The following is a 25,596-nucleotide window of genomic DNA, read 5'->3' as shown; positions in this document are numbered from 1 at the left end:
TTTTCATGGACAGATCATCAGACAAGGAGTCCCTTCGATGGGCAATCACGCGCAAGACACGGTTCGCAAGCGGCGCCGTGCGTTTCTCGGTGCCACTTCCGGCCACCTGATCGAGTGGTACGACTACGGCGTCTACGGCTTTCTCGCCGTGTACATCGGCCAGGCTTTTTTCGTCTCCGATGACCCCACCACCAGCCTGCTGGCGAGCTTCGCCGCGTTTGCCCTGAGCTTCTTTATCCGGCCACTGGGCGGGCTGTTCTTCGGCCCGTTGGCGGACAAGATCGGCCGCCGAAAAACCCTGATCATGGCGCTGGTGATGATGACCGGCTCCACGGTGTTGTTGGGCCTGTTGCCGACTTACGCCACCCTCGGCATCGCCGCGCCGATCCTGCTGATCCTGGTGCGCTGCGTACAGGGTTTCTCGGCCGGTGGCGAGATCGGCACGGTGACCAGTTTTATCTCCGAATACGCCGGCCCCGGCCGACGCGGTTTTGCCACCTGCTGGTTGATGGTCACCGCCGTGCTCGGCCTGGTGCTTGGCGGCGCCGTGGCCAATGGCATGACCTGGATCCTGGGCGCCGACCTGATGCAGGAATGGGCCTGGCGCGTGCCGTTCCTGATCGCCGCACCGCTGGGTTTTATCTCGATGTACATCCGCCTCAAGCTCGAAGACAGCCCGGAGTTTCTCGCCCTGCAACGTGCCGGCCAAACCTCCCGCGCGCCGCTGCGCGAAGTCTGGCAGTGGAAGCGCGCAATTGCCCTGGTGTTTTTTATCATCACCTTGCACAGCTCGATCTTTTACCTGGTGCTGACCTTCGCCTCGACCTACATGGCCAAGATCCTCAAGTTCGACAGCGGCACCACTTTGCTCTACGTGTTTGTCGCGAGTTTTTCGGCGGCCTTCGTGATGCCGTTCGGCGGCGCGTTCACGGATAAATACGGGCGCAAACCGTTCCTGATGGTGATCGGCACCTTGGCCACCTTGGCGATGTTCTGGCTGTTCAAGTCGGCGCCGACCGCTACACCCGCGACGTTCTTTGCGCCGTTGATGGCGGTGGCGATTCTGTTCGGGCTGTATGCCTCGTCCACTTACGCGCTGATGAGTGAACTGCTGCCGACGCGCATCCGTTCCACCGGGATTGCCGTGGCGTACAACGTGCCGGTTGCGGTGTTCGGCGGCAGCGCGCCGCTGTTCTCCACGTGGCTGATCAAGGTGACCGGCGACATCACCTCGCCGTGGTACTTCTACGTGGCGACCGGCGTGGTGTCGTTGATTGCCCTGGTGGTGCTGCGCAAGGAAGATTTTGTTGCCAGTGGCAACCCGGTGACGACGCCGCTGGGGGCCGATTTGGCGCCAGCCGCCTGATCGATTACGCAGGCTAAAAATCCGACTACGCTGTTGCAGGCGCATTTCATTGATCAACAAGGAAGACTGACCATGAGTGAACTGATCAACAGCGTTACCCCCAAGAGCCTCACCGAATTGCTGCAAGAGGCCGGCTACCGCGTCAACCAGACCGAACAGAACGGCATCGTGCAATTGCTCAGTGCCAGCCAGGGCATCGGCTTTGCCGTGCGCTTCGGCAACTCGGCGGCGGAGCAGGGCAGTTACGTGGACTTCACCTACAGCTGCGCCCTGCGCGTGCAAGGTGAACTGCCCGAAGGCCTGGCCCAGGTGTGGAACGCATCGCGACGCTTTGCGCGGTTGTCGCTGCAGGGCGAGTTTTTGTTGATGGAAATGGACGTGGTGGTGGCCGGTGTCGGCACCCTGCACCTGCGCAGCCAACTGGAATTGTGGGATCGCCTGTTGCAGGAGTTCATCGTCTACCTGCGTGACTACAGCCAGCAGGCCGCGCAGTTGCAAACGCAAGCGGCGGCTGTCGGCGAGGAAGCACCTGTCGCCTGAGTCAGCGCTGCAGGGCACCGCGAAACGTTGCGCTCAAGGCGCGCAATGTTTCGCGGGACCGCGCGTCGCTGATCCGGCTGTGCAGCACCACTTCACTGACCGGTAAGGCGGGCAAACCGTCTTGCTCGCTCACGTCCACCGCCCCGGCCGGGGCCACGCGATGGGCGAGGGCGGCCACGCCCAATCCGGCGCTCACGGCTGCTCCCACCGCCATCACGCCACCGCCGACAAACACTTCGGTCCAGTCGATACGCGCCGCGTCCAAAGCCCTCACCGCCAGATGCCGAACGCCACACGGCGCTGCCATGGTTGCCATGCGCAACGGTGTGCCGGGGCTGTGTTGCCAGGTCGGCGCAGCGAACCAGCCAAACCGTTCCACCGCCAACACATCGCCGTCCTGGCGGTCGCCTTCGTTGCGCACGATCACGGCGTCCAGCTCGTTGCGGTCGAACGCAGCCATCAGGTCGCGGGACGAGGCGATGCGCACTTCAAGAATCACCAGCGGGTCGTAGGCCGCGAGGCGGCTGAGCCAGGTGGGCAGGTCCGGGCCGGCCACGTGGTCGCTGATGCCAATCACCAGGCGCCGTGGTGCGTGGGTGCCCATGTCACCGAGTGCGCGCTCATGGGCGTTGAGCAGGGCGCGGGCAGCGACGATAAACTGCTCGCCCTGGGGCGACAGCCGCACATGCCGTGGGGTGCGTTCAAGCAGGCGATAACCGAGGCGTTCCTCCAGGCGTTTGAGCTTGAGGCTGATGGCGGCCTGGGAGGTGTCGAGGGCTTCGGCGGCGCGGGTGAAACTGGCGAAATCGGCGACCAGCACGAAGGCCTGTACGGTGTCGATATCCAGGGGTTTGAGCGCGTCAGTCATATCAAATTCTTATCGCACCTATATCTGTTCATATCTTGTTGAAATCATCGCCACTGCGCAAGCTCTAACCTCATCTTGCACAGGAGCATTGCCATGTTTGCCAAACAGTATTCACACCGCCTGCCGGCCGACTACGACATGAGCGTGATTCGCCGCCGCGCCGCGCAGTTGGGGCCGTTGTGGGATCACGCCGAAGGGTTGCTGTTCAAGGCGTTCATTGCCCAGGAACTTGGGCAGGCGGCGGGCAATGTGTACGCCTCGGTGTACCTGTGGGCCGACCCGTTGCAGGCCGCCGATTTTTTGCTCGGCGAGCGTTTTCAGAAGGTGCTCGACAGCTTTGGCCGGCCGCATATCGAGAGCTGGCTGCCGCTGGACGTGCAGCGCGGGCCGGCGCAGAACGCATTGAGTCTGTATCGAGAAGAGTGGGCGCTGGAGCCTGGCGTGGATCGCGCCGGGGCATTGGCCGAGGGCAAACGGCGCAATCAGCAGTTGGCTGATAGCCCTGATACCTTCGCAGTATTTTTGGCGCTGGATGTGCAGGCGTGGCGCCTGATTCGTATCACTTTATCGGGCCAGGCGTTGAGCGCGGAGCATCCCGGGATGGGCTATCAGGTGTTTTACCTGGCCCGCCCCGGCATTTGACTCAGGAGTTGAACCGAGCCCGTGGAAAGGCCGAAGCATTGAACCGGCTTTCTCATTCATGTTCGTTGTAACATGTTGAAATAGCTTCAGCAGTCTACGCTGGCTGCGTATCGAAACAGAGTGAATTGTGATGCTCGCCACCCGTTTGACCCTGATTTGCCACGCCGCCACGCCGCTGCAAAAACAGGGGCGGTTTCCCGATGATGAATCCGTCGCGATGGATTGGCAGAGCGCGGCGTTGTCCCACGCCGGGCGCTTCAAGAAAAACCCGCGCCTGGTGTGCGCGCCCGAGGCCAGAACCCGGCAAACAGCGGGGCTGTTTGGCGATAACGCGCAGATCGAGGAAGCCCTGCGCGACGCTGATTTCGGCGATTGGAAAGGCCAGGCCCTCAGCCAGCTCGACGCTGACCCATTAACCGCCTGGATGACCGACAGCACCCGTGCGCCCCATGGCGGCGAGTCGGTGGAGCAGCTTTGCGCACGCGTCGGGCAGTGGATGAAAACCCTCGAAACCCAACCCGGTCACGTAGTGGCAATCACCCACCCCTTTGTGATTCGCGCCGCGATGCTGTACGTGTTGCAGTTCCCGATGTCGATATTCTACCGGATCGACGTCGAGCCGCTGTCCGCCACTGAACTGCGCTTCAACAACGTTTGGCGCCTGCGCCTGGAAACTCACGCCTGAGTGCCTGAACATGGCAAAATTCACGCCCCGCAATGAGAGCAACCCATGAAACGCATCCTGATCATCGGCATTGGCGCCGGCAACCCTGACTACATCACGATGCAGGCCGTGAAAGCGCTGAACCGCACCGACGTGTTTTTCCTGATGGACAAGGGCCAGAGCAAAGACAAGCTGATCGACCTGCGCCGCGAGATCTGCGAGACCTACATCACCGAGCCCGGCTACCGCTTCGTCGAGGCCGATTGCCCCGAGCGTGTGCGCGGCGATATCGACTACACCACCGCCGTGCAAGACCTCAACCGCGACAAGCAGCAGACCTTCGAGCGCATGATCAACGAGGAAATGGCTGACGGCGAAGTCGGCGCTTTCCTGGCCTGGGGCGATCCCGCGCTGTACGACAGCACCATCCGTATCCTGCAGGCGATCCTCGCCAGTGGCCGCAGCGAATTCGAGTTCGAAGTCATTCCCGGTATCACCAGCGTGCAGGCGCTGGCGGCCCAGCACAAAGTGCCGCTGAACCGCATCGGCCGTTCCATCGAGATCACCACCGGGCGCCGTTTGGCGGCAGGGCAGGCGAGTGATGCCGACACCTTGGTGGTAATGCTCGACGCCGAAGATTCCTACCGCACCGTGGCCGATCAGGACCTGGATATCTATTGGGGCGCCTACCTGGGCACGCCGGACGAAATCCTTATCAGCGGCAAAGTCAGTGAAGTGGCTGAAGAAATCGAACGGGTGCGCAAGGCGGCGCGCCTGGAAAATGGTTGGATCATGGACACCTATCTGTTGCGCAAACCCTGAGGTAACTTCCCCATGCTCAAACTGTTTGCCCTGGCACTGACCCTGGTGGCCGGTGCCGCCCACGCCGATTCCACCTTGCACACGGACTTGCCGCTGTCGTACCTGGAACAGACCCAGGGCGATGCGCGTAATCAGCCGTTGGTGATTTTCCTGCACGGTTTTGGCAGCAACGAGGAAGACCTGTTTGGCATCAAGGACGCGCTGCCCTCGACCTGGACTTACCTGTCGGCACGCGCGCCGATGCCGGTGGACCCGCACGGCTATCGCTGGTTTACCAAGACGCCGGGTGACGGCGATTACAATGGCGAAACCGCCGACCTGCAACGCAGCGCCAAGCTGATTGAAGACTTTGTCGGCCAGGCCACGGCCAAATACCACACGCAAAGCGATCGGGTGTTTCTGGTGGGGTTCAGCCAGGGCGCGATCATGTCCTACGAGGTGGGCTTGCGACAGCCTGAGTTGGTGCGCGGCATTGCGGCGTTGAGTGGCAGTGTGTTGCCGGTGCTCAAGGCTGAGCTCAAGCCGAGCGAATCACTGGGCAAGCTGGCGATTTTTATCGGCCACGGCACGTTGGACCAGGCGCTGCCGTATAACTCGGCGACACGGGCGAATGAGGTGTTGGTGGGGTTGGGGTTGAAGCCGGAGTTTCATGGTTATCCGGGCATGCCGCATACCGTGAGTGAGGCAGAGGTGCAGGACCTGAAGGCTTGGCTGGAGAAAAGCCTGAAGTAAACACGGTTTAAAAATGTGGGAGCGGGCTTGCTCGCGAATGCAGTGTGTCAGTCACTGAATTAGTCGACTGATCCACCGCTTTCGCGAGCAAGCCCGCTCCCACATTGGTTTTGTGTTGCTTGGGCGATTGAGCTACTTGCCGCCAGTGATCTGCTTCACCAGCTCAGCATGGCCCTTCACATCATCCGCCCGCGAAATGGCCTGGATCACCAGCAAGTGGCTGCCCGAGCCGCCGAGGAAGGTCGAGTTCAAGGTCTTGCCGCCGCCCTGGGTGGCGGTGCTGTCGACTTGGCGCAGGCCCAGGCCCTTGTAGGTCAGTTTTTTCTCGTTGAGCTTCTTGAAGTCGGGCAGGGCGGCGCTCTGGTCCTTGACGAAATCCGCCACGGCGCCATCGAGGAATTGGGGGTCATTGTCTTTGATCGTAGCGCCATCGTTGCGCACGGTTTCGGCGACGATCACCACACTCTTGGTGGTCGAGTTGGCGTACAGCGTGCCTTGGGTGTCGGCGGTGCCATCTTCAACCTTGCCGGTGGGCAGCGTGTCGGCGATGTAGGCCTTGGGCAAGCTGAACGTGAACTTGCCGCCCAAGGTCGAGATGGTCTGTGTGCTGCTCGGCTTGCTTGCTGCGAACACGCTACCGGCGGTGAGCGCGAGGGCCAGCAGGACGGCGGTCTTGGTGAAAGTGGCCATGAAGCGCTCCAGGCATGAACGAAATTGCGGCGTATTCTGTCAGAAATTTCGCAAGATCGTTCATCCGTGCTCTCACACTTTGTCGGACTCTTCCTCGAGCCGATCCATCTCAAACAGCCGCGCCAGTTCGGTACGGGCTTCCTGGGCGGTTTGCATGACTTTGGCGGCGTCGTCATACACCGCGTGCTGCGCGGCGAGTACTTGCAGGTCGTGGTTTTTGAAACGGTTGATGCGCGCATCGGCCTGGGCCTGGCTCAAACCGAGGCCGACCAGGGTGCGGCGGCTCATTTCCAGGCTGGAGTAAAACGTCTCGCGCACCGGTGACGCGTCCAGGTCCACCAGGCGGTGGACGTGCTGGCGGTTACGTGCGCGGGCGATGATTTTCATGTGCGGGTAGAGGTTGCGCACCAGCTCGGCCGTCTTGATGTTGATCTCCGGGTCGTCCATGGCGATCACGAAGAACTCGGCTTGATCGACTTTGGCTGCGTGCAGGATTTCCGGGCGCTGCGGGTCGCCGTAGAACACCGGCATGCCACCGAAACTGCGGGTCAGTTCGATGGTTTCCACTGACGTGTCGAGGGCGATGAACGAGATGTTTTGCGCGCGCAGGATCCGCGCCACAATCTGGCCCATTCGGCCCATGCCGGCAATCACCACGCGCGGCGCATCGCTCTCGATGGCGCGGTATTCCTCGGGCACTTCCACCGGTTTGACCTTGGGCTTGAACAGCTTCGGGCATACCAACAGCAGCAGCGGCGTCACGGCCATGGACAGGGTGATGGTCAGCACCAGCACATCGTAGAGATGCGGCTCGAACAAGCCCTGATCGCGGCCGATCTTGAACACCACGAAGGCGAACTCACCGCCGGCGGCCAACACCACACCCAGGCGCAGCGCGCTTTCGCGATTAAGGTCACCGACCAGCCGGCCCACCGCGTACAGCAGCGGCAGCTTCAAGCCGATCAGCAACAAGGTCAGGCCAATCACCACCAGCGGCGAGCTGAGCAGCAGGCTGAGGTTGGCGCCCATGCCCACGCTGATAAAAAACAGCCCGAGCAGCAGGCCCTTGAACGGCTCGATCTGCGATTCAAGCTCGTGGCGGTATTCCGAATCGGCCAGCAGCAGCCCGGCGAGGAACGCGCCCAGGGCCATCGACACGCCCACCAGTTCCATCAGCCAGGCGGTGCCGATCACCACCAGCAGCGCGGTGGCGGTGGACACTTCGCGCAGGCCGGTCTTGGCGACGATGCGAAACACCGGGCGCAACAGGTAGCGCCCGCCGATGATCACCACGGCGATGCTGCCGAGGATTTGCAGCACGTGCTGCAGGCCCTGGGCTTCGGTGGTCGGGTGATCGCTGCCGGCCAGCAACGGCACCATGGCGATCAGCGGGATCGCGGCGATGTCCTGGAACAGCAGAATCGCAAACGCCAGGCGCCCGTGGGGCTGGTTCAACTCCTTGCGCTCGGCCAGGCTTTGCAGGCCAAACGCCGTGGAGGACAGCGCCAGGCCCAGGCCCAGCACAATTGCGCTGTTCCACGCCTGGCCAAACAGCCACAGCGCGACCACGCCCATCACCAGCCCCGTCAGCAACACCTGGGCCAAACCGACGCCGAACACCGCCTTGCGCATCACCCATAAACGTTTCGGCGACAGCTCCAGGCCGATGATGAACAACAGCAACACCACGCCCAGTTCAGAGAACTGCGCCACGCTTTGCGGGTTGCCGATCAGGCCCAGCACCGACGGGCCGATGATCACGCCGGCGAACAGATAGCCCAGCACTGCGCCCAGTTGCAAACGCTTGGCCAACGGCACGGTGAGCACGGCGGCGAGCAGGAACACCACGGCTGCTTGTAACAGGTTGCCTTCATGGGGCATTGCGAACTCCAGGATCTTTAAAGCGAATCGACAGGGCGCTATTAGAGCGCCTTTTTACATTTTGAAACTTGTATTTATGTCGCGAAAGTCAATGAATGTTGGCTGTAATCCCATTCTTACGCGGTGTTTACGAAAGTATTAATACCATTTAATTCAATGACTTTTCTGTAGGTCTACTACCGTTTCGACAAACTAGATCAGTTGTCGCCACGGTCAGGTATTTCGAATTCGATGCGTGTGGGTCACTAGTGCAGGGCTGCTGCGCATTCATGGATGAAAGGCTTGAACCACGAAGGAGTGTCACGTGGAAAGAAGACTTGCTGCTGCCGGTGTGTCGCGTATTGCCCCGCTGAATATGGCGATTCGCATGGGGATTGTGGGGTTGATGATGGGCCTGGCAAGTCCCGAGGCATTGGCCACGTGTTCCACGGCCGGGTCTACCGTGACCTGTACGGGCGTGCCGACCCTGCCGCTGTTTCTGAATAACTTCAGCAGTGCCACCAACGGCTTGACCGTCAACGTCAACTCCGGCGCGCAGATGAACGCGACGCTGGGCGGCCATGTGATGGACCTCACCGGCGTCAACATCAGCTTGAACAACTCCGGCACCCTCGACCCAGCCCTGTTGGGCCTGGTGTCGGTACTGAGCGGCGGGGCCTTTATCGGTACGGGCGCCACCAGCACGGTCAGCGTCCTCAACAATGCCAGCGGGATCATGCGCGGCACCGGCATGTTGCTTGGGCTCAACCTGACGAGCATCGACGGCCTGGCACTGGCGGTCAACAACGCGGCGGCCGGCACCACCAGCATCACCAACAACGGCACGATTACCTCCACCGGTTTATCGGTGGGCGGCATCACGCTGGCTGACACACCGGTGGTGGGCATATACGGCGGCTCCCAGGTCAACATGACCAACAGCAGTACCGGGGTTATCAACGGGCGGGTCGCGTTCGAAACCTCCGCCGCGGGCAACACCTTTACCAACGCCGGTGCAATCACCGGCGGCGTGTCGATGGGCGCGAGCAGCACCAACACGTTTACCGCGATTACCGGCTCCAGCGTCAGCGTCGGTGACGGTGTGCAAGTCAGCGTGGGCTTGGGCGGGCTGGTTGGCATCAATTTGACCTTTGGCCCTACGGGCACAGTCGATGGCGGGGCCGGGGGCACCAACTCGCTGATCCTGCAGAACCCGATCGGCGTTGGCGGCGGCACTACCGGTACTGGCACGGTATCGAGCGCCACCTATATCAACTTCAACAACCTGACCCTCAACAGCGGCACCTGGACCCTGCAAGGCCCGGTCGTCTCCGGCAGCACCACGCTCAATGGCGGGGTTGCGCAGTTCAACAACAATGCGACGTTCGGCTCCGGCGTGCTGACCTCCAACGGCGGTATTCTGCAGGCCAGTAACGCGGGCTTGAACATCGCTAACCTGGTGTCCGTCGGCGCTGGCGGCCTCACCGTACAAGGCACCAACGCCACCACCTTGTCCGGGGTGATCTCAGGCGCAGGCGGCTTGACCAAAGTGGGCAGCGGCCAACTGTTGCTGACAAACGCCAACACCTACCTCGGCAACACCACGCTCAACGGCGGCACGCTGCAACTGGGCAACGACCAGGCCTTGAGTACCGGCACGATTAACTTCACGGGTGCGACATCGCTGTCGGCACCCGGCACGATCAGCCTGAACAACGCGATCAGCCTTGGCGGTGCAATGACCACCACCGGCACCGGCGCCCTGACCCTCGCGGGCGCAATCACTGGCGCTGCGGGCATCAGCAAAACCGGCAGCGGCAGCCTGACCCTCAGCGGCAATAACAGCGGCTATACCGGCGCTACCAGCCTGGGCGCCGGCACCTTGGTGCTGGGCAGCAGCAATGCCCTGGGCAGCGGCGCGCTGACTGTTGCCGCCGCCGCCAACCTGGACGCCAGCGGCGCGCCTGCGTTGAGCAATAACCTGGTCTTGACCGGCAACCTCACCCTGACCGGCACCAACCCGCTGACCCTCAGCGGCGTGATGTCGGGTGCCGGTGGCTTGATCAAAACCGGCGCAAGCCTGCTGACCGTAACCGGCAACAACACCCGCAGCGGGATTACCTCGCTCAACGCCGGTGGCCTGGTGGTGGGTTCCAACACCGCACTGGGCACGGGCGCGCTGAATACCGCAGCGGGCACGTCTCTGGATGCGAGCACTGCGGTCAGCCTTGGCAATGCCGTCGCGCTGACGGGCGCGTTGACGCTCGGCGGCACTCAGGCGCTGGGCCTGAATGGCATCATTTCCGGCACGGGCGGGCTGATCAAAAACGGGGTCGCCGCTTTGACCCTCAGCGGTGCCAACACCTTCTCCGGCAACACCAGCCTGAATGCCGGTTCGCTGATTCTGGGTAACAACGCGGCATTGGGCGCCGGCACGCTGACCGCCGCCGACAACACCACACTGGATGCCAGCACTGCGATCAGCCTCAACAACGCGCTGAGCCTGAGCGGCAATCTGAATATTGCCGGTACCAGTAACCTTGGCTTGACCGGCGCTATCGGCGGCGCAGGCGGTTTGACCAAGAGCGGTGCGGCCAGCTTGATTCTCAGCGGCGCCAACAGCTTTATTGCCGGCACCACGCTCAACGGCGGCACCTTGAATGTCGGCAACGATCTGGCCCTGGGCACGGGCACGCTGAGCGTGACCGGCGCGTCGACGCTGGACAACAGTGCCGGCATCAACCTGGCCAATGCCATCAACCTGGGGGCCAACCTGACATTGGCCGGCACCAACCCGCTGAGCCTGAACGGGGTGATTGACGGCGCCGCCGCGTTGATCAAAAACGGCACCTCCAGCGTGGTGCTCAGCGGTGCCAACACCTTCCAGGGCGGCACCACCCTGAACGCCGGCGCCCTCACAGTGGGCAACGCCGCCGCGCTCGGCACCGGTGCCCTGACCGTGGGCGGCGTAGCGACCTTAAACAGCAGTGCGGCGCTCGCCGTGAATAATGCGATCACCCTCAACGCCAACCTGACCACAGGCGGCGCCAATGCGCTGACCCTTGGCGGCCTCATCAGTGGTGCGTCGGGTTTGATCAAAACCGGTGCGGCGAGCCTCACGCTCAGTGGCGCCAACACCTACAGCGGCGCCACCGCGCTTAACGCCGGCACGCTGATCGTCGGCTCCAACACGGCGCTGGGCACCGGGGCGTTAAACGCATCGGCGGGCACCACGCTGGATGCCAGTACGGCGGCAAGCCTTTCCAATAACATCAATCTGGGCGGCAACCTGACGATTGCAGGCACCAACGCCTTGACCTTGGGCGGTGCCATCGCCGGCATCGGTGGCTTGGTCAAGAGTGGCGCGGCCGACCTGGTCCTCAACCACGCAAACAGTTATTTGGGCAACACCGCGCTGAATGCCGGCAAGCTGGTGGTCGGCGCTGCGGGCGCGCTGGGCAACGGTGCGTTGAATGCCGCGGCGGGCACCACGTTGGATGCCAATGCGGCGGTCAGCTTGGTCAATGCGGTAAACCTTGCCGGTAACCTGAACATCGGCGGTACTGCCGACCTGACACTCGCAGGTGGGGTGAATGGCGCAGGCGGCCTGAGCAAAAATGGCACGGCCAACCTGATCCTCAATGGCAACAATGGCTTTGTCGGCGACACCACCCTCAATGCGGGCACCCTGACCGTCGGCAGCAACACGGCCCTGGGCCTCGGCAACCTGATCGTTGCCGGCGCGGCCACCCTGGACAGCAACGCGCCCGTCACCCTGGGCAATAACCTGGCCTTGAATGCCGGCCTGAACGTGGGCGGCAGCAATGGCCTGACCCTCGGCGGCCTGATCAGCGGCGCCAGCACCTTGACCAAGAACGGCGCGGCCAACCTGACGCTTAACGGCAACAACACCTTCAGCGGCGGCACCACACTGAATGCCGGCACCTTGACCCTCGGCAACGCCAATGGCCTGGGCAGCGGCGCTTTGACCGTCGGCGGCGCGGCGACGCTGGACAACAGCGCGTCCTTCGGCATCGGCAATGCGATTGCACTCAACGCCGACCTGAGCCTCGCCGGCAACAACGACCTGAGCCTGAACGGCGTGATCAGCGGCGCCGGTAACCTGATCAAAACTGGCCTGGCTGACCTGACCTTGGCTGGCAACAATACCTTCACCGGGGGCGTGGATGTGCTGTCCGGCAGCCTCACGCTGTTGAACGCCAACGCCCTGGGCAACGGCCCCGGCGCCAACGTCAGTGCGGGCGCGAGCCTGCAGTTGGGGGTTGACGCCAACGTCGCCAGTTTGAGCGGTGCAGGTGATGTGGCGGTCGGCGGCAACCTCCTGACCGTTGGCGCCAACAACAGCACCAGCACTTTTGACGGCGGCATCAGCGGTACGGGTGGGCTGATCAAAGTCGGCACCGGTACGCTCAACCTCACCGGTATCAACGGCCTCACCGGCAACACCGCCATCAATGGCGGCACCTTGAACCTCAGCGGTTCCCTGGCCAGCGCCCAGCTCAACGTCAACAACAGCGGTACGCTGACCGGCACCGGCGCGGCGTTGGGGCAGGTGAATGTCAACAATGGCGGGCACCTGGCGCTGAGCAGCGGCAATACCTTGTCGGCCGGCTCACTGGTATTGGCGGCGGGCGCCAATGTGGACGTGGCCCTGGGCACACCGTCCACCACGTCCTTGTTTAATGTGGGCGGTAACCTGACGCTCGCCGGCAACCTGAACGTGACGGATGCCGGTGGGTTTGGCGTCGGCGTCTACCGCCTGTTCAATTACACCGGCGCCCTGACTAACCTTGGCCTCAACGTGGCCGGAGTGCCGGTGGGTTACGCCCTGGGCGACCTGGTGGTGCAGACTGGCGTGGCGAACCAGATCAACATCGAAGTCTCGGCGCCCAATGCCGCGCTGCGTTATTGGGACGGCAGCCAGACCATCGCCAATGGCGTCGTGAATGGCGGCAGCGGCACGTGGAACAGCGTGGGGACCAACTGGACCGATGCCAACGGCTTGGTCAATCAACCCTGGGCCAGCGATTTCGCAGTGTTCCAGGGCGCGGCGGGCACCGTCACTGTGAACGGCACGCAAACCTTTACCGGTATGCAGTTCGTCACCGACGGCTACAACCTCGTCAACGGCGCGGCTGGGCAATTGACCGCGGTCAACGGCACGGGTGGCAACGTGGCGCTGCGTGTCGATCCGGGCGCCACGGCGGCCATCGGCGTGAATATCGACGGCGCGGGCACCTTGGCCAAACTGGACACCGGCACCTTGTTACTCAGTGGCGCCAATACCTACACCGGCGGTACTTTGCTCAATGGCGGCACGCTGGTGGTGGGCAGCAACACGGCCCTGGGCACCGGCCAACTGACGGCCGCAGCGGGCACCACCCTCGACAGTGTTACGGCGACTACGCTGGGCAATGGCGTCACACTGAACGGCAACCTTGCGGTCGCGGGCAGCAATGCGCTGACCCTCAATGGTGCGATTGGCGGCACCGGCGGGCTGATCAAGAACGGCGCGGCCACCTTGACGCTGGGCGGCAATAACAGCTTCCTCGGCCCCGTGGCCTTGAACGCAGGTGGGCTGATCCTGGCGAGCAATACGGCGTTGGGCAATGCTGCGTTGAATGCGGCGAACGGCACCAGGCTGGACGCCAGCAGCAGCGTCAGCACCACTAACGCAGTCAACCTGGCGGGCAACCTGGGCATTGGCGGCACCGCTGACCTGGCGCTGGGCGGCGCGATCAATGGCGCCGGCAGCCTCAGCAAAAATGGCGCGGCCAACCTGATCCTCAGCGGTCCGAATGCCTTCCTCGGCGGCATCACATTGAACGCCGGCACACTGACCCTGGGCAGTAATTCGGCGTTGGGCCTGGGCAGCCTCACGGTCGGCGGTACGTCGACGTTGGACAACACCACCTTGCTTAACGTGGGTAACAACCTGGTGTTGAACGCCAACCTGGCGTATGCCGGCAATAACGACTTGACCCTGACCGGTGTCGTCAACGGCGCCGGTGGCCTGGCTAAAAACGGCGCGGCCACCCTGACCCTCAATGGCCTCAATACCTACAGCGGCGGTACAACACTGAACGCCGGCACGCTGACCCTGGGCACCGCCAGCGCGCTGGGCTCGGGCGCGCTGACCGTCGGCGGCGCCGCCACGCTCGACAACAGTGTTCAAGCGACACTGAACAATGCCGTCAACCTCAACGCCGACCTGAGTGTGGCCGGCAACAATGACCTGACCTTGACCGGCGTGCTCGCCGGCAACGCGGCGCTGATCAAGAACGGCGCAGCGGACCTGCTTTTGAGTGGCACCAATACCTTCACCGGCCCATTGAGCGTGCTGGGCGGTAGCCTGACCACCTTGGGCAATAATGCGCTCGGCAATACCTCCGGCGTCACCGTGGGCACGGGCGCCAGCCTCAACCTGGGCGGCAACGCCAACCTCAATACGCTGGCGGGGAATGGCGTGGTCCAGGTAGCGGGCGGCAGTACGCTGGCGGTGGGCGGCAGCAACCTCAACAACACCTTTGACGGTGCGCTGAACGGCGCCGGCAACCTGGATAAAAACGGCAGCGGTGTGCTCAACCTCAGTGGTGTCAGTGGCATCAGCGGCGCCGCCAACGTCAACGGCGGCACCTTGAATGTCAGCGGCTCGCTGGCCAGCGGCACCGTGGCGGTGAATAACGGTGCGACCTTGACCGGCAGCGGCTCCCTGGCGGGCGCGGTGACAGTGGCCGACGGTGGGCATATCGGCCTGGCTACCGGCAGCACACTGTCGGTGGGTTCGCTGGTGCTGGGCGGCAATTCCAACCTGGACGTCGGCCTCGGCGCGCCCGTGGTCGGCGGTGGCAGCGGGTTGCTGAACGTCGGCGGCGACCTGACCCTGGACGGCAACCTCAATGTCACCGATATCGGCGGCTTTGGCACCGGCGTCTATAACCTCATCAACTACGGCGGCGCGTTGACCGACAACGGCCTGACCCTCGGCACCCTGCCAGGTAGTGTCACCCCAGGCGACCTGCAGGTGCAGACCGCGATCAGCAACAAGGTCAACCTGCTGGTGACGGCGCCCAACACCACCGTGCAATTCTGGGACGGCGCCAACCTGCTCGGCAACGGTGCCATCGACGGCGGCAGCGGCACCTGGGGCAGCGGCCTCACCAACTGGACCAACGTCGACGGCAGCCTCAACCAGAGCTGGGCCAGCAGTTTCGCAGTGTTCCAGGGCGCGGCCGGCACGGTGACCGTGGACGGTACGCAAAACACCACCGGCCTGCAGTTCGTCACCGATGGCTATAACCTGGCTTCCGGCACGGCGGGCGTGCTTAACCTGGTGAATGGCGGCACCGGCAACACCGCGATCCGTGTCGACCCGAACGCCACCGCCACCCTGGGCGTCAAGCTCGCCGGCACCGGCACCCTGGCCAAACTCGACAGCGGCACCCTGGTGCTCAACGGCAACAACACCTACACCGGCGGCACCGCCCTGAATGGCGGCACCTTGGTGGTCGGCAGCAACAGTGCACTCGGTATGGGCGTGCTGACCGCGGCCGACGGCACCACCCTGGACAGCAACGGCTCCGTCTCATTGGTCAACGCCACGGTACTCAATGGTGCGTTGACTATTGGTGGCAGCAGCGCGCTGACACTTAACGGCGGCATCAGCGGCACCGGCAGCCTGCTGAAAAAAGGCCCATCGACCTTGACCCTCAACGGCGCCAATACCTACAGCGGCGGCACGGGCTTGAACGCCGGTCAATTGATCCTCGGCAACAACGCTGCCCTGGGCACCGGTGCGCTCAGCGTAGGCGGCGCCGCCCAACTGGACGGCAGCACCGACCTGCAACTGGCCAATGCCATCAACCTCGGCGGCCCGCTGACCTTGGCCGGCAGCCATGACCTGGCGCTCAACGGCGTGGTCAGCGGCACCGGCAGCCTGGTGAAAAATGGCAACGGCGCGCTGCTGCTGACCGGCGCCAACACCTACAGCGGCGGCACCACCCTCAACGGCGGCACCACCACCGGCAACACCTCCAGCCTGCAAGGCGCGATTGCCAACAACGCGACCCTGACCTTTGAGCAGGCCGCCGACGGCACTTACACCGGCAACCTGACCGGCGCAGGCGTGCTGAATAAAACCGGCACCGGCGAATTGCTGCTGAGCGGCAACAACACCTTCACCGGCAACACCAACGTCAACGCCGGCAGCCTGCTGGTCAACGGCACGTTGAACAGTGCGACAGTCCAAGTGGCCAATGGCGCGACCCTTGGCGGCAGCGGCACCTTGGGCGGTGCAGTGAACATGGCCGATGGCGCCATCCTCAAGGCCGGCTCCGCGACGCCGCTGTCGGTGGGTTCGCTGGCGTTGTCGTCGGGCACCAGCCTGGACTTCGCCCTCGGCGCACCGGGTGCATCGACCACGGCAGTGAATGTCGCGGGCAACCTGACCCTGGACGGCACGCTCAATGTCACGGACGCGGGCGGCTTCGGCATCGGCGTTTACCAACTGTTCCGCTACGGCGGCAGCTTGACCGACAACGGCCTGACGGTGGGTTCACTGCCCGTCGGCCTGGGCAACGTCACCCTGCAAACCGCGTTGGCCAACCAGCTCAACCTGCTGGTGCAAACCACGCCGGGGCAAATCCAGTTCTGGAACGGCGGCGTGACCAACCCGGACGGCACTATCACCGGCGGCAGCGGCACCTGGGGCCCGGGCACCAACTGGACCGACCCGACCGGCACCCAAGGCCAGGCGTCGACCAACCAGTTTGCCGTGTTCGCGGGGCAGGGGGGCAGCGTCACCGTGGTCGGCAACCAAAGTTTCACCGGCCTGCAAGTGCTTGACCCTGGCTACACGCTGACGGCGGGTGCAGACGGTACGCTGACGCCAACCGGCACGGCGGCGGTACGCATCAATTCGGGCGTAACCACAGAAATTGCCGCGCCGATCGTGGGTGCAGGCGCAATCGACAAACTCGATTCGGGCACCTTGTTGCTGACCGGCGCCAACACTTACTCCGGCGGCACCACCGTCAGCGGCGGTACGCTGGCCGGTAACGCGCGGAGCCTGCAAGGCCGGTTCCTGAACAATGCGCGCATGCTGTTTGTGCAGAACACCAATGGCATCTTCAACGGCAGCCTCGCCGGCACCGGCGCACTCACCAAGCAGGGCACAGGCGCGCTGTTGCTGACCGGCAACCAGCCATTCAGCGGCACCGTGGCCGTCGACCAAGGCGTGTTGCAAGTCGGCAATGCGGCCAACCCCGGCACGGTGCTGGGCGGGCAGGTGGCGGTGGCCAACGGCGCAGGCCTGACCGGCAACGGCAGTGTCGGCTCGCTGGTCAACAACGGCAGCGTCACCCCCGATAGCGGCAAGCTGACGGTGGCCGGTAACTTCACCAACGCCAGTACGGGTGCGCTGAACCTGGTCATCACACCGTCGGTAACCGGTGCGCTGGCGGTCGGAGGCACCGCCAACCTGGGCGGCACCTTGAATGTGATCAACCTGGCGCCGTATGCCGGCCCGACCACCTACACACTGCTGACGGCGGGCGCGGTGAACGGCACCTTCAGTAATACCAACCTGGAGAACCTGGCGTTCCTCACCACCTCGTTGAACTACAGCCCGACTCAGGTGGCGTTGGCGGTCAGCCGTAACAACGTCAGCTACGCCAGCGTGGCGGCCACGCGTAACCAGCGTGGCGTGGCGGCGGCATTGGGCAGTGGGGCCGCAGTGGGCGGGGTGGCGGTGCAGAATGCGCTGCTCAACGCTGATGCGGCCGGGGCGCGTGCCGCGTTCGACAGCTTGTCCGGCGAGATCCACGCCAGCACCGCCAGCGCGATACTTGAAGATTCGCGTTACATCCGTGACGCGGTCAACGAGCGCCTGCGCCAACCCGGCTGCTACCGCGAGGACGACCCGCGCAACAGCCTGGCACCAAGTGAAAACCGCCTGAGCAGCGCCGGTTGCCACGGCGAGATGGTCGGCTGGATGCGCGTACTCGGCACTTGGGGCCACATGGGCGGCGACAGCAACACCGCCAAGCTGGACCGCAACCTCGGCGGCTTCCTGCTCGGCACCGACAAACAAGTGGATGACGCCTGGCGCGTCGGCGTGGCCGCCGGCTACACCCGCAGCGACCTGGACGCCAAGCGCCGCAGCTCCAGCGCCGACGTCGACAGCTACCACTTGATGGCCTACACCGCGTACCAGCAAGAAGCCTTCGCCGCGCGTATGGGTGTTGCCTACAGCTGGCATGACATCGAAAGCAAACGCGACGTGGCGGTGGGCGGCGAAGGTCAACGCCTCAAAGCCGACTACAAGGCCCGCAGCGCACAAGTGTTCGGTGAAGTCGGTTATACCCTCACCACCGGCAGCCTGGCGGTCGAACCGTTCGCCGGCCTGGCCTACGTCAACTACGACAGCGACACGATCAAGGAGAAAGGCGGTTCGGCGGCCCTGCGCGGCGATGCCGACCAGGACGTGACCTTCTCGACCCTGGGCGTGCGCATCGGCCAGACCATCACCCTGGGCAACGGCTCGAAAATCACCCCACGCGCCAGCCTCGGTTGGCGGTATGCGTTTGGCGACACCAAGCCGGATGCCGACCTGAGCTTTATCAACGGCGGCGCTTCGTTCAGCACCCAAGGTGTACCTATCGCCAAGGACAGCGCGGTGGTGGAAGCGGGCGTGGATTACCAGATCAGCCAGAACGGCAGACTGGGCCTGGGCTATTCGGGGCAGTTGTCGCGCAATGACAAGGACCACGCGATGACGATCAGTTTCTCCCTCGGTTTCTGATCAAGGCCGAGCACCTTTAACCGACTGAAAGGGCGGTTTTTTTTGCGCAAGTATTTCTTGAATTGTACGGCGGTTGCTGGATGCGCCGGGATTGCTGCGCGGAAGAATGTACATACAATTTCCGATGGAACCCGACTGGCTCACCGGTATTTGAAGTCCTAGAGTTATGCCCTTGAGTTTATATTCCATAGGTGGCATATTTGCATGGTCTGGGACATTGAATACACGGATGAATTCGGAGATTGGTGGGGCGGCTTGGATGCCAAAGAGCAATCGTCGGTATCTGCCAGCGTTGATCTGCTGGGGCTTTTCGGGCCGGGTTTGCGCTTCCCCCACAGCAGCGATATCAGAGGTTCTCGGCATGGCAATTTGCGAGAGCTGCGCATCCAGCACGCGGGGCGGCCTTATCGAGTGCTGTATGCATTTGATCCCAGGCGCTGCGCCGTGCTGCTGATTGGCGGTGATAAAACCGCACAGCAGCGGTGGTACGAGGAACACGTTCCTGTAGCAGAAAAGTTGTACGACATACATTTGGAAACACTGCGTAAAGAGGGCCGTTACCATGGCTAAAAAATTCGCTGAACTTCAAGCCCGCATGACGCCCGAGTCGCGGGCCGAGGCCGAGCAACTGTTCCGCCAGCATCTGCAAGAAATGCCGCTGCACGAGCTGCGCAAGGCTCAACAGTTGAGCCAGGAGAGCCTGGCCAAGGCGTTGAATATCAACCAGGCGGCGGTTTCCAAGATGGAGCGTCGCACTGACATGTACATCAGCACGTTGCGCGACTACATCCGTGCCATGGGCGGCGAGTTGGAAATTATCGCGACGTTTCCGGATGGCCAGGTCAAGATCGACAACTTCGCTTGTTAAGGCTTGAATGAACCAACGCCTCGCCATGCGCGCCTTGTCCGTGCCAGGCGCCTGGTGTCGGAACTGTATGAAGTGGACAGCGTCTAGCGTGAGCAAATCCTCAAGCCGGGCGGGCACTTGCGGGTGGATGCACCGGCCTCGTTTGCCAATTGCCTGTTGATTTCGGCGCTAGTGGATTTCCATCGTGAGGACCCGTATATCACCATCGCCTGGTGGGCTTGCGGTAAAGCCCGACGGCCAAGCCGACAATAATCACAACAATCGCGATCAGGTTCGTTAGGGACACGTGCTCGTCCAGCAGCAGCATCGAACTGGCAATTCCAAATACCGGAATCAACAGCGACAGCGGCGCCACGGTCGATACGGGGTAGGCCTTGAGCAGCGTGTTCCAGCCCCAGTAGGCAAAGTGTGTCGCTAGGTAAACCTGAAACAGGATCGACAACACGACGGTCAGGTCGAGGCGCTCGGGCAAGTCAGCGAAGGCGGCGTTGCCGTGCAGCCACCACGCCATCAGGAACAGTGGGATCGGCGGGAACAGGCTGGCCCATACCATGAACGAAAAGATTTCCTTCACCCCGGATGCCTTGATGATGACGTTGCCGACACTCCATGCCAGGGCACTGAACACAATGAACAAAACCCCGAGTACTGCGTGCTCGCCGGTCTGGCTGGCGATGATGCCCGCCAGGCCAATCAACGCGAGCACAGCGCCGACCCACTGTGCGGCACGGATTTTTTCCTTGAACAGCAGGTAGCCCCAGCCGAGCGTGAAGAACACGCTGAGTTGAATAATCAGCGAGGCGATCCCCGGGCTGACACCGATATGAATGCCGTAGTTGATCACGCCCCACATGCCCAGCCCGAAAATCACGCCGTAAGCGGCCACGTAGCGGAATGGGACGACGGGGCGCTTGATCACGAACACCAGCGGCAGGGCGGCCAAGGCAAAGCGGATGCCGGTGAGCGCAAAGGGGTCGATTGAGCGCAGGCCCAGCTCGGTGATGGGAAAGTTCAGGCCCCAGACCAACGTGACCAACAGGGCAAGCGCCAAGTGTTTTTTCTGCATGGACGTTCCTTTGAGCAGGTTTCATCAAAGGCGTGAATGCTAGGGCGCCGGGCGATGGCCCGCTTGCTATGCCGGGTCATCCTTTGACAATATCGGGCCATGATGCCGACCTTTGACGACAACGACCCCGAAGCGCTGGTCACTTTGCGTAAATACCCCTCTGGCACCGTGTTCGCGCGGCATACACACCCGCGCGGCCAATTTGCCTACGCCGCCACCGGCGCGCTGAAAATGTTTACCGACCTGGGCAATTGGGTGGTGCCCCCGCAACGGGCGATTTGGGTGCCGGGCGGCGTGTCCCATGAAATGCACATGCGTGGCGAGGTGCTCATGCTCAATACCTACCTCGATGCTCAAGCGGCTGAGCGGGCAGGGCTGGGGCAGCGTTGCCAGGCATTCGAGGTGTCGCCCCTGCTCAGGCATTTGCTGGAAGCGGCGCTGGCGATCGAGCCAGCGGCGGCGTCGAGTGTCCGCCGGCACTGCGTATTGACGCTGCTGATCGATGAAATTGGCACGCTGCCGGCATTGCCCCTCAGTGCGCCTTTGCCAGCCGAGCCGCGTCTGGCCCGCGCTTGCCAGCGTTTTCTGGATGCGCCCTCGCAAACCGTCTCCCTGGATGAAATGGCCCAGTGGTCGAACATGAGTCGACGGACCTTCACGCGTCATTTTAACGACAGCACCGGCATGACATTCGTGGCCTGGCGACAGCAGGTCTGCTTGCTGGAAGCCACGGCGCAGCTCAGCCAAGGTGCGTCGATCACCGAGGTCGCGTTTGCGCTGGGTTTCAGCAGTTCCAGCGCCTTTACCTCGGTGTTTCGACGCAACCTCGGTGATTCCCCGGCGCGCTACCTGGCCAAATCCAAAGCGGCATCCCTGTTCTGATAACTGCACACGTCGGTCAGGATTCACCTTCGTCAACGTCATGCTTTGTTACTATCGCCGTCCATCGTCACCAGGAGTCACCGGCCCATGCAACACCAGTGGGATGAAATGCACCGCACCCGCAAGCCCACCTTTGTACAGTGCGGCGAGCTCCAGGGGGATGTGCTCAATCTCTACGTTCACGGTTATTCGGCGTTCTTCAACCGTCAGCAACTGGGCAATTTCAAGCAACAGCTGGCGAGCATTGAAGGCTCGACCAACCTGATGCTGTTCTGGCCGGCGGGGCACTTCCTGGAAAACCTGTTTGCGCCGTTCAAAGACGTCATCACCTCGATGCTCGGCGGTGGCGGCCTGGGCGCGGCGACGGTGGGCGTCGGCAAGGCGATTGCCTATTTCCTCGACCATTACAAAAGTGTCGAGGCGCGGGTCGACGAAGTGGCCAAGACCCTGTTGCCCGAGCTGGCCAGCTACCTGCACGCCGAGTCGCTGGCGGTACGGCGCATCAACCTGATCGGCCATTCCCTCGGCGCACGCATTCTGGTCAAGAGTGTGCTGGCCAGCCCCGAGGTCGCGCGTGAACTGCCGTTGAACAACCTGTTGCTGATGGGCGGGGCGATCTGTACGTCGAGCCCTTGGGATCAAGTGTCGGCGCCGCTCAAGGGCCGGGTGATCAATTGCCATTCCAGCAAGGACTGGGCACTGGCGATGAAACCGGATACCGAGCGCTGCATTGGCCGTTATGCCATTGAGGTCACGCCGGCGCTCAAGGCCAAGGTCACCAATGTGCACCTGGCCACTTTCGACCATGCGGCGTATTGGCCGCAGCTCAAAACCGTGGTGCAGTACACCGACCTGTTGCAGGAGCGGCGCGGCATGATCCGCGCCGATCAACGCAGCAGCGAAGTGCGCTTTGCCGAAGAGGACGGGGAACTGTTCCCGGCATTGCTGCACGCACGGCCCGACGAGCTGAAGTTCCTCGCCGAATTGATGGCGCAAAAGCGCAGCGCGTCAATCGATGCCAGCGTGCGTGAGCCGCTGAAGCTGGCCATTGAGTTGCAACGCATGGGCGGTGACAGCTTTATGAACGTTGCCCGTGGCCACGGCGTGAGTTACCGCCAGATCGCCGAAGATGTCGCGCAGCGGTTGGGGATCAAGTTCGCTGAACCGCTTGAAACCGTGGCACTGGCGGACATTGAGGCGCAGGTTGCCGAGAAGTTGATCGAGCAATACAAAGACAAACTCAGCCGCGCTGACCGGCAGGCCTTCGACGCCGAACTCAAGGCCGCCGCGCAAAAAGAGCAGGGCATGTTCAACCGTATCGACATCAGCCGCTCGGCCACCACCGCCTTGAGCGGCACGGCGTTGGCGGGGTTTACCGGTTTTATCGTGCGCCGTGGCGCCGCCTCGGCGATTCCGGTGGTGGGCCAGGCATTGGCGGCGGCAATGTTACTCGTCACTGGTGTGCGGGCGTTCTCCGGCCCGGCGTACTCGATTACCACCTTGTCGGTGTTGATGATCGGCATGATTCGCCAGCGCATGGAACGCGAAGCGCTGAACCAGGAGCTGGACCTGGTGGTGCAAGTGGTCGACACCTTTGACCTGCCCCGGGAGACGGTGATGCGCACGGTCACGTCGGACTGATAAGCTGCGGCTCTGACTTGTGTGTTTGCCTGGGATACCGCGTGAAATTCAGCCTGCCGAAAATCGCTACCGCCCCGTTCTGCCCGCCGGAAGTGGCGGGTTCCGTTATCGTTGACCCCAAGGCGTCGTTTTTCAAACGGGCGCTGATGTTCGCCGGCCCCGGCCTGTTGATCTCCATCGGCTACATGGACCCCGGCAACTGGGCCACGGCCATCGAGGCCGGTTCACGCTACGGCTACAGCCTGTTATTCGTGGTGCTGTTGGCCAGCCTCGCCGGCATGGCGGTGCAGTGCCTGTGTTCACGGCTGGGCATCGCCACCGGCAAAGACCTGGCGCAACTGTGCCGTGAGCGCTACAGCAAACGCTCCGCGCGCACGCAATGGCTGCTGGCGGAAATCTCGATCATCGCCACCGACCTTGCCGAAGTGCTCGGCTGCGCCCTGGCGTTTCACCTGCTGCTCGGTGTGTCGCTGACCACCGGTATTGTCATCACCGCCTTCGATACGCTGTTGATTCTGGCCCTGCAAAACCGCGGCTTCCGTCGCCTCGAGGCGATCATGCTGGCGTTGGTCGCAACCATCGGCGTGTGCTTCTTTATCGAGCTGGTGCTGATCAAACCCTACTGGCCAGACGTATTGAGTGGTTTTACCCCGTCACTGTCGGCCATCAGCGATGCGGCGCCGTTGTACCTGGCCATCGGCATCCTCGGCGCCACCGTCATGCCCCATAACCTCTACCTGCACACCTCGATTGTGCAAACCCGCCTGATCGGCAAAGACCTCGCCAGCAAGCAGGACGCGGTCAAACTGGCGCGCATCGACACCATCGGCTCGCTGGCCCTGGCCTTGCTGGTCAACGCCGCGATCCTGGTGCTCGCCGCCGCCGCGTTCTACAAGACCGGCCACACCGACGTGGTTGAGATCCAGGATGCCTACCACCTGCTCGACCCACTGGTGGGCGGGGCGTTCGCCAGTATCCTGTTCGGCGTTGCGTTGCTGGCCTCGGGGCAAAGCTCGACGTTTACCGGCACCATCGCCGGGCAAGTGATCATGGAGGGTTATCTCAACCTGCGTATCCCTTGCTGGCAGCGACGCCTGATCACCCGCGGCCTGGCACTGATCCCGGCATTTCTCGGGGTGTGGCTGATGGGCGACGTTGCTATCGGCAAGCTGCTGATTCTCAGCCAGGTGGTGCTCAGCCTGCAGTTGCCGTTCGCGCTTTATCCGCTGATTCGCATGACCGATGACAAGCAATTGATGGGGCCGTTTGTTAACCGCCTGCCCACGCGGCTATTGGCGTGGTTTCTGTTTGCGCTGATCAGTGGGGCGAATGCGTGGTTGATTGGGCAGTGGTTGTTTTAATAGGAATACGCGCGATCTGAGACGATCTACACCAGGATCGCCAAGGATGTGTATTGAGCCACCTGCGGGTCGGCCGTTAACAGTTTCATTGGTTCACTGATGGCTGTCGCTACGATAAGCCGATCAAAAGGATCTTTGTGATGAAGCTCAAGGTCCTTTACCGCAATTGCGTGTTCAGAGGTGATAGGCAATTCGACGAATCCGCTTTCCAGGCAGTACTCACGGATTTCATCCAGGTCCACATCGAGTTTGCCTAAGCCGACCTTTATCGCCATTTCCCAGAAGGTGGCAGCGCTGACATAGATTTCAGCCGCGTTCTCCATCAGCTTGCGGGCTTTGCTGGACAGCCTGGGGTCATCTCTCAATGCCCAAAGCAGAATATGGGTATCCAACACTACCCTCATGAATGGCTGCCTTGAAACGCCTCCAAGAGGTCATCGGGCAAAGGCGCATCAAAGTCTTCCGGGATGACGAGCTTGCCTTTCATTGCTCCAATTCGCCGACCTTTGGGTTTTCCGATGGGGACAAGTTGTGCCATGGCGCGCCCGTGCTTAGCGATGGTGATGATTTTGCCGGCAGCGGCCTCATCAACCAATTTTGACAGATTATTTTTCGCCTCACCCAGCGGTACGGTAATCATCGGGTTATCTCCAAATTTTGGCCAAATATAGCCAAAACTCCGTGAGCTATCAAAGATCGCCCGACCGCTGGTTGAAGACCCACGCTTAGCGCGTGATTGCTTGTAGTACACGACGTCCATGGCAATGCTCCC

At 62.5% G+C, this 25,596-nt stretch carries 18 protein-coding genes; 12 read left to right on the top strand and 6 right to left on the bottom strand.

Annotation, left to right across the window (positions count from 1 at the left end; translation table 11 throughout):
• The first annotated feature begins 37 nt into the window (after positions 1 to 37).
• Entirely contained in the window at positions 38 to 1,366 is a 1,329-nt protein-coding gene (locus PspR76_RS18065; RefSeq protein WP_159957422.1) for an MFS transporter, read from the top strand.
• 72 nt (positions 1,367 to 1,438) lie between these two features.
• On the top strand, positions 1,439 to 1,906 hold the full coding sequence (locus tag PspR76_RS18060) for a YbjN domain-containing protein (RefSeq protein ID WP_174245637.1): 468 nt from the start codon (positions 1,439 to 1,441) through the stop codon (positions 1,904 to 1,906).
• 1 nt (position 1,907) lies between these two features.
• Here PspR76_RS18060 and PspR76_RS18055 read toward each other — a convergent pair whose 3' ends face one another.
• Positions 1,908 to 2,774, bottom strand: coding sequence for a LysR family transcriptional regulator (locus tag PspR76_RS18055; protein ID WP_159957420.1), 867 nt, complete (start codon positions 2,772 to 2,774; stop codon positions 1,908 to 1,910).
• A gap of 93 nt (positions 2,775 to 2,867) precedes the next feature.
• Here PspR76_RS18055 and PspR76_RS18050 point away from each other — a divergent pair, with 93 nt between their 5' ends.
• The 4 genes from PspR76_RS18050 to PspR76_RS18035 all read left to right on the top strand — a co-directional run bounded on the left by PspR76_RS18050 (position 2,868) and on the right by PspR76_RS18035 (position 5,634).
• On the top strand, positions 2,868 to 3,416 hold the full coding sequence (locus PspR76_RS18050; RefSeq protein ID WP_159957418.1) for a DUF4865 family protein: 549 nt from the start codon (positions 2,868 to 2,870) through the stop codon (positions 3,414 to 3,416).
• Between the two features lie 130 nt (positions 3,417 to 3,546).
• The gene (locus PspR76_RS18045) at positions 3,547 to 4,101 is read left to right on the top strand and encodes a histidine phosphatase family protein (protein ID WP_159957416.1); all 555 of its coding nucleotides are present in this window, start codon (positions 3,547 to 3,549) and stop codon (positions 4,099 to 4,101) included.
• A gap of 45 nt (positions 4,102 to 4,146) precedes the next feature.
• Positions 4,147 to 4,902, top strand: a complete 756-nt coding sequence (gene cobF, locus PspR76_RS18040) for a precorrin-6A synthase (deacetylating) (RefSeq protein ID WP_159957415.1) — start codon at positions 4,147 to 4,149, stop codon at positions 4,900 to 4,902.
• Between the two features lie 12 nt (positions 4,903 to 4,914).
• Positions 4,915 to 5,634 (top strand): alpha/beta hydrolase, encoded by a 720-nt coding sequence (locus tag PspR76_RS18035; protein WP_159957414.1) that lies wholly within the window; start codon positions 4,915 to 4,917, stop codon positions 5,632 to 5,634.
• Between the two features lie 132 nt (positions 5,635 to 5,766).
• On the opposite strand, the gene PspR76_RS18030 is transcribed toward PspR76_RS18035, so the two are convergent.
• Entirely contained in the window at positions 5,767 to 6,324 is a 558-nt protein-coding gene (locus PspR76_RS18030; protein ID WP_159957413.1) for a hypothetical protein, read from the bottom strand.
• 72 nt (positions 6,325 to 6,396) lie between these two features.
• Positions 6,397 to 8,205 (bottom strand): monovalent cation:proton antiporter-2 (CPA2) family protein, encoded by a 1,809-nt coding sequence (locus PspR76_RS18025; protein WP_159957412.1) that lies wholly within the window; start codon positions 8,203 to 8,205, stop codon positions 6,397 to 6,399.
• Positions 8,206 to 8,509: 304 nt separating this feature from the next.
• On the opposite strand from PspR76_RS18025, the gene PspR76_RS18020 reads away from it, so the two are divergent.
• The 3 genes from PspR76_RS18020 to PspR76_RS18010 all read left to right on the top strand — a co-directional run bounded on the left by PspR76_RS18020 (position 8,510) and on the right by PspR76_RS18010 (position 19,874).
• The gene (locus tag PspR76_RS18020) at positions 8,510 to 19,006 is read left to right on the top strand and encodes an autotransporter-associated beta strand repeat-containing protein (RefSeq protein ID WP_442966684.1); all 10,497 of its coding nucleotides are present in this window, start codon (positions 8,510 to 8,512) and stop codon (positions 19,004 to 19,006) included.
• Between the two features lie 204 nt (positions 19,007 to 19,210).
• A complete protein-coding gene (locus PspR76_RS18015) occupies positions 19,211 to 19,576 on the top strand; it encodes a type II toxin-antitoxin system RelE/ParE family toxin (RefSeq protein WP_159957411.1) in 366 nt (121 codons plus the stop codon).
• A complete protein-coding gene (locus PspR76_RS18010; RefSeq protein WP_159957410.1) occupies positions 19,569 to 19,874 on the top strand; it encodes an XRE family transcriptional regulator in 306 nt (101 codons plus the stop codon). Before PspR76_RS18015 ends, PspR76_RS18010 begins: the two co-directional genes overlap by 8 nt.
• Before the next feature lie 199 nt (positions 19,875 to 20,073).
• Here PspR76_RS18010 and PspR76_RS18005 read toward each other — a convergent pair whose 3' ends face one another.
• Complete coding sequence (locus PspR76_RS18005; protein WP_159957409.1) at positions 20,074 to 20,940, bottom strand: EamA family transporter; 867 nt, start codon at positions 20,938 to 20,940, stop codon at positions 20,074 to 20,076.
• A gap of 99 nt (positions 20,941 to 21,039) precedes the next feature.
• Here PspR76_RS18005 and PspR76_RS18000 point away from each other — a divergent pair, with 99 nt between their 5' ends.
• From PspR76_RS18000 to PspR76_RS17990, 3 genes are all read left to right on the top strand, one after another.
• Positions 21,040 to 21,822: an AraC family transcriptional regulator gene (locus PspR76_RS18000; protein WP_159957408.1), complete on the top strand. Its 783-nt coding sequence runs from the start codon at positions 21,040 to 21,042 to the stop codon at positions 21,820 to 21,822.
• 87 nt (positions 21,823 to 21,909) lie between these two features.
• Positions 21,910 to 23,463 (top strand): DUF726 domain-containing protein, encoded by a 1,554-nt coding sequence (locus PspR76_RS17995; protein WP_159957406.1) that lies wholly within the window; start codon positions 21,910 to 21,912, stop codon positions 23,461 to 23,463.
• A 41-nt stretch (positions 23,464 to 23,504) separates the two neighbouring features.
• Complete coding sequence (locus tag PspR76_RS17990; protein ID WP_159957404.1) at positions 23,505 to 24,824, top strand: Nramp family divalent metal transporter; 1,320 nt, start codon at positions 23,505 to 23,507, stop codon at positions 24,822 to 24,824.
• 26 nt (positions 24,825 to 24,850) lie between these two features.
• Here the strand turns inward: PspR76_RS17990 and PspR76_RS17985 are convergent, their stop codons facing one another.
• Positions 24,851 to 25,228 (bottom strand): type II toxin-antitoxin system VapC family toxin, encoded by a 378-nt coding sequence (locus tag PspR76_RS17985; RefSeq protein WP_159957402.1) that lies wholly within the window; start codon positions 25,226 to 25,228, stop codon positions 24,851 to 24,853.
• Entirely contained in the window at positions 25,225 to 25,584 is a 360-nt protein-coding gene (locus PspR76_RS17980) for a type II toxin-antitoxin system Phd/YefM family antitoxin (protein WP_174245636.1), read from the bottom strand. Before PspR76_RS17980 ends, PspR76_RS17985 begins: the two co-directional genes overlap by 4 nt.
• Positions 25,585 to 25,596 lie beyond the last annotated feature (12 nt).

The sequence above is a fragment of the Pseudomonas sp. R76 genome, from assembly GCF_009834565.1.
In the GTDB taxonomy this organism is placed as follows: Bacteria; Pseudomonadota; Gammaproteobacteria; order Pseudomonadales; family Pseudomonadaceae; genus Aquipseudomonas.
Note: the sequence above shows the minus strand (reverse complement) of the source record. Positions and strands in the feature narration are given on the sequence as shown.

What these genes read in the sequence shown, in the direction of transcription:
- PspR76_RS18065 (WP_159957422.1), top strand. Translation starts at nt 38, where the DNA reads ATGGGCAATCACGCGCAAGACACGGTTCGCAAGCGGCGCCGTGCGTTT.
- PspR76_RS18060 (WP_174245637.1), top strand. Translation starts at nt 1,439, where the DNA reads ATGAGTGAACTGATCAACAGCGTTACCCCCAAGAGCCTCACCGAATTG.
- PspR76_RS18055 (WP_159957420.1), bottom strand. Translation starts at nt 2,774, where the DNA reads ATGACTGACGCGCTCAAACCCCTGGATATCGACACCGTACAGGCCTTC.
- PspR76_RS18050 (WP_159957418.1), top strand. Translation starts at nt 2,868, where the DNA reads ATGTTTGCCAAACAGTATTCACACCGCCTGCCGGCCGACTACGACATG.
- PspR76_RS18045 (WP_159957416.1), top strand. Translation starts at nt 3,547, where the DNA reads ATGCTCGCCACCCGTTTGACCCTGATTTGCCACGCCGCCACGCCGCTG.
- cobF (WP_159957415.1), top strand. Translation starts at nt 4,147, where the DNA reads ATGAAACGCATCCTGATCATCGGCATTGGCGCCGGCAACCCTGACTAC.
- PspR76_RS18035 (WP_159957414.1), top strand. Translation starts at nt 4,915, where the DNA reads ATGCTCAAACTGTTTGCCCTGGCACTGACCCTGGTGGCCGGTGCCGCC.
- PspR76_RS18030 (WP_159957413.1), bottom strand. Translation starts at nt 6,324, where the DNA reads ATGGCCACTTTCACCAAGACCGCCGTCCTGCTGGCCCTCGCGCTCACC.
- PspR76_RS18025 (WP_159957412.1), bottom strand. Translation starts at nt 8,205, where the DNA reads ATGCCCCATGAAGGCAACCTGTTACAAGCAGCCGTGGTGTTCCTGCTC.
- PspR76_RS18015 (WP_159957411.1), top strand. Translation starts at nt 19,211, where the DNA reads ATGGTCTGGGACATTGAATACACGGATGAATTCGGAGATTGGTGGGGC.
- PspR76_RS18010 (WP_159957410.1), top strand. Translation starts at nt 19,569, where the DNA reads ATGGCTAAAAAATTCGCTGAACTTCAAGCCCGCATGACGCCCGAGTCG.
- PspR76_RS18005 (WP_159957409.1), bottom strand. Translation starts at nt 20,940, where the DNA reads ATGCAGAAAAAACACTTGGCGCTTGCCCTGTTGGTCACGTTGGTCTGG.
- PspR76_RS18000 (WP_159957408.1), top strand. Translation starts at nt 21,040, where the DNA reads ATGATGCCGACCTTTGACGACAACGACCCCGAAGCGCTGGTCACTTTG.
- PspR76_RS17995 (WP_159957406.1), top strand. Translation starts at nt 21,910, where the DNA reads ATGCAACACCAGTGGGATGAAATGCACCGCACCCGCAAGCCCACCTTT.
- PspR76_RS17985 (WP_159957402.1), bottom strand. Translation starts at nt 25,228, where the DNA reads ATGAGGGTAGTGTTGGATACCCATATTCTGCTTTGGGCATTGAGAGAT.
- PspR76_RS17980 (WP_174245636.1), bottom strand. Translation starts at nt 25,584, where the DNA reads ATGGACGTCGTGTACTACAAGCAATCACGCGCTAAGCGTGGGTCTTCA.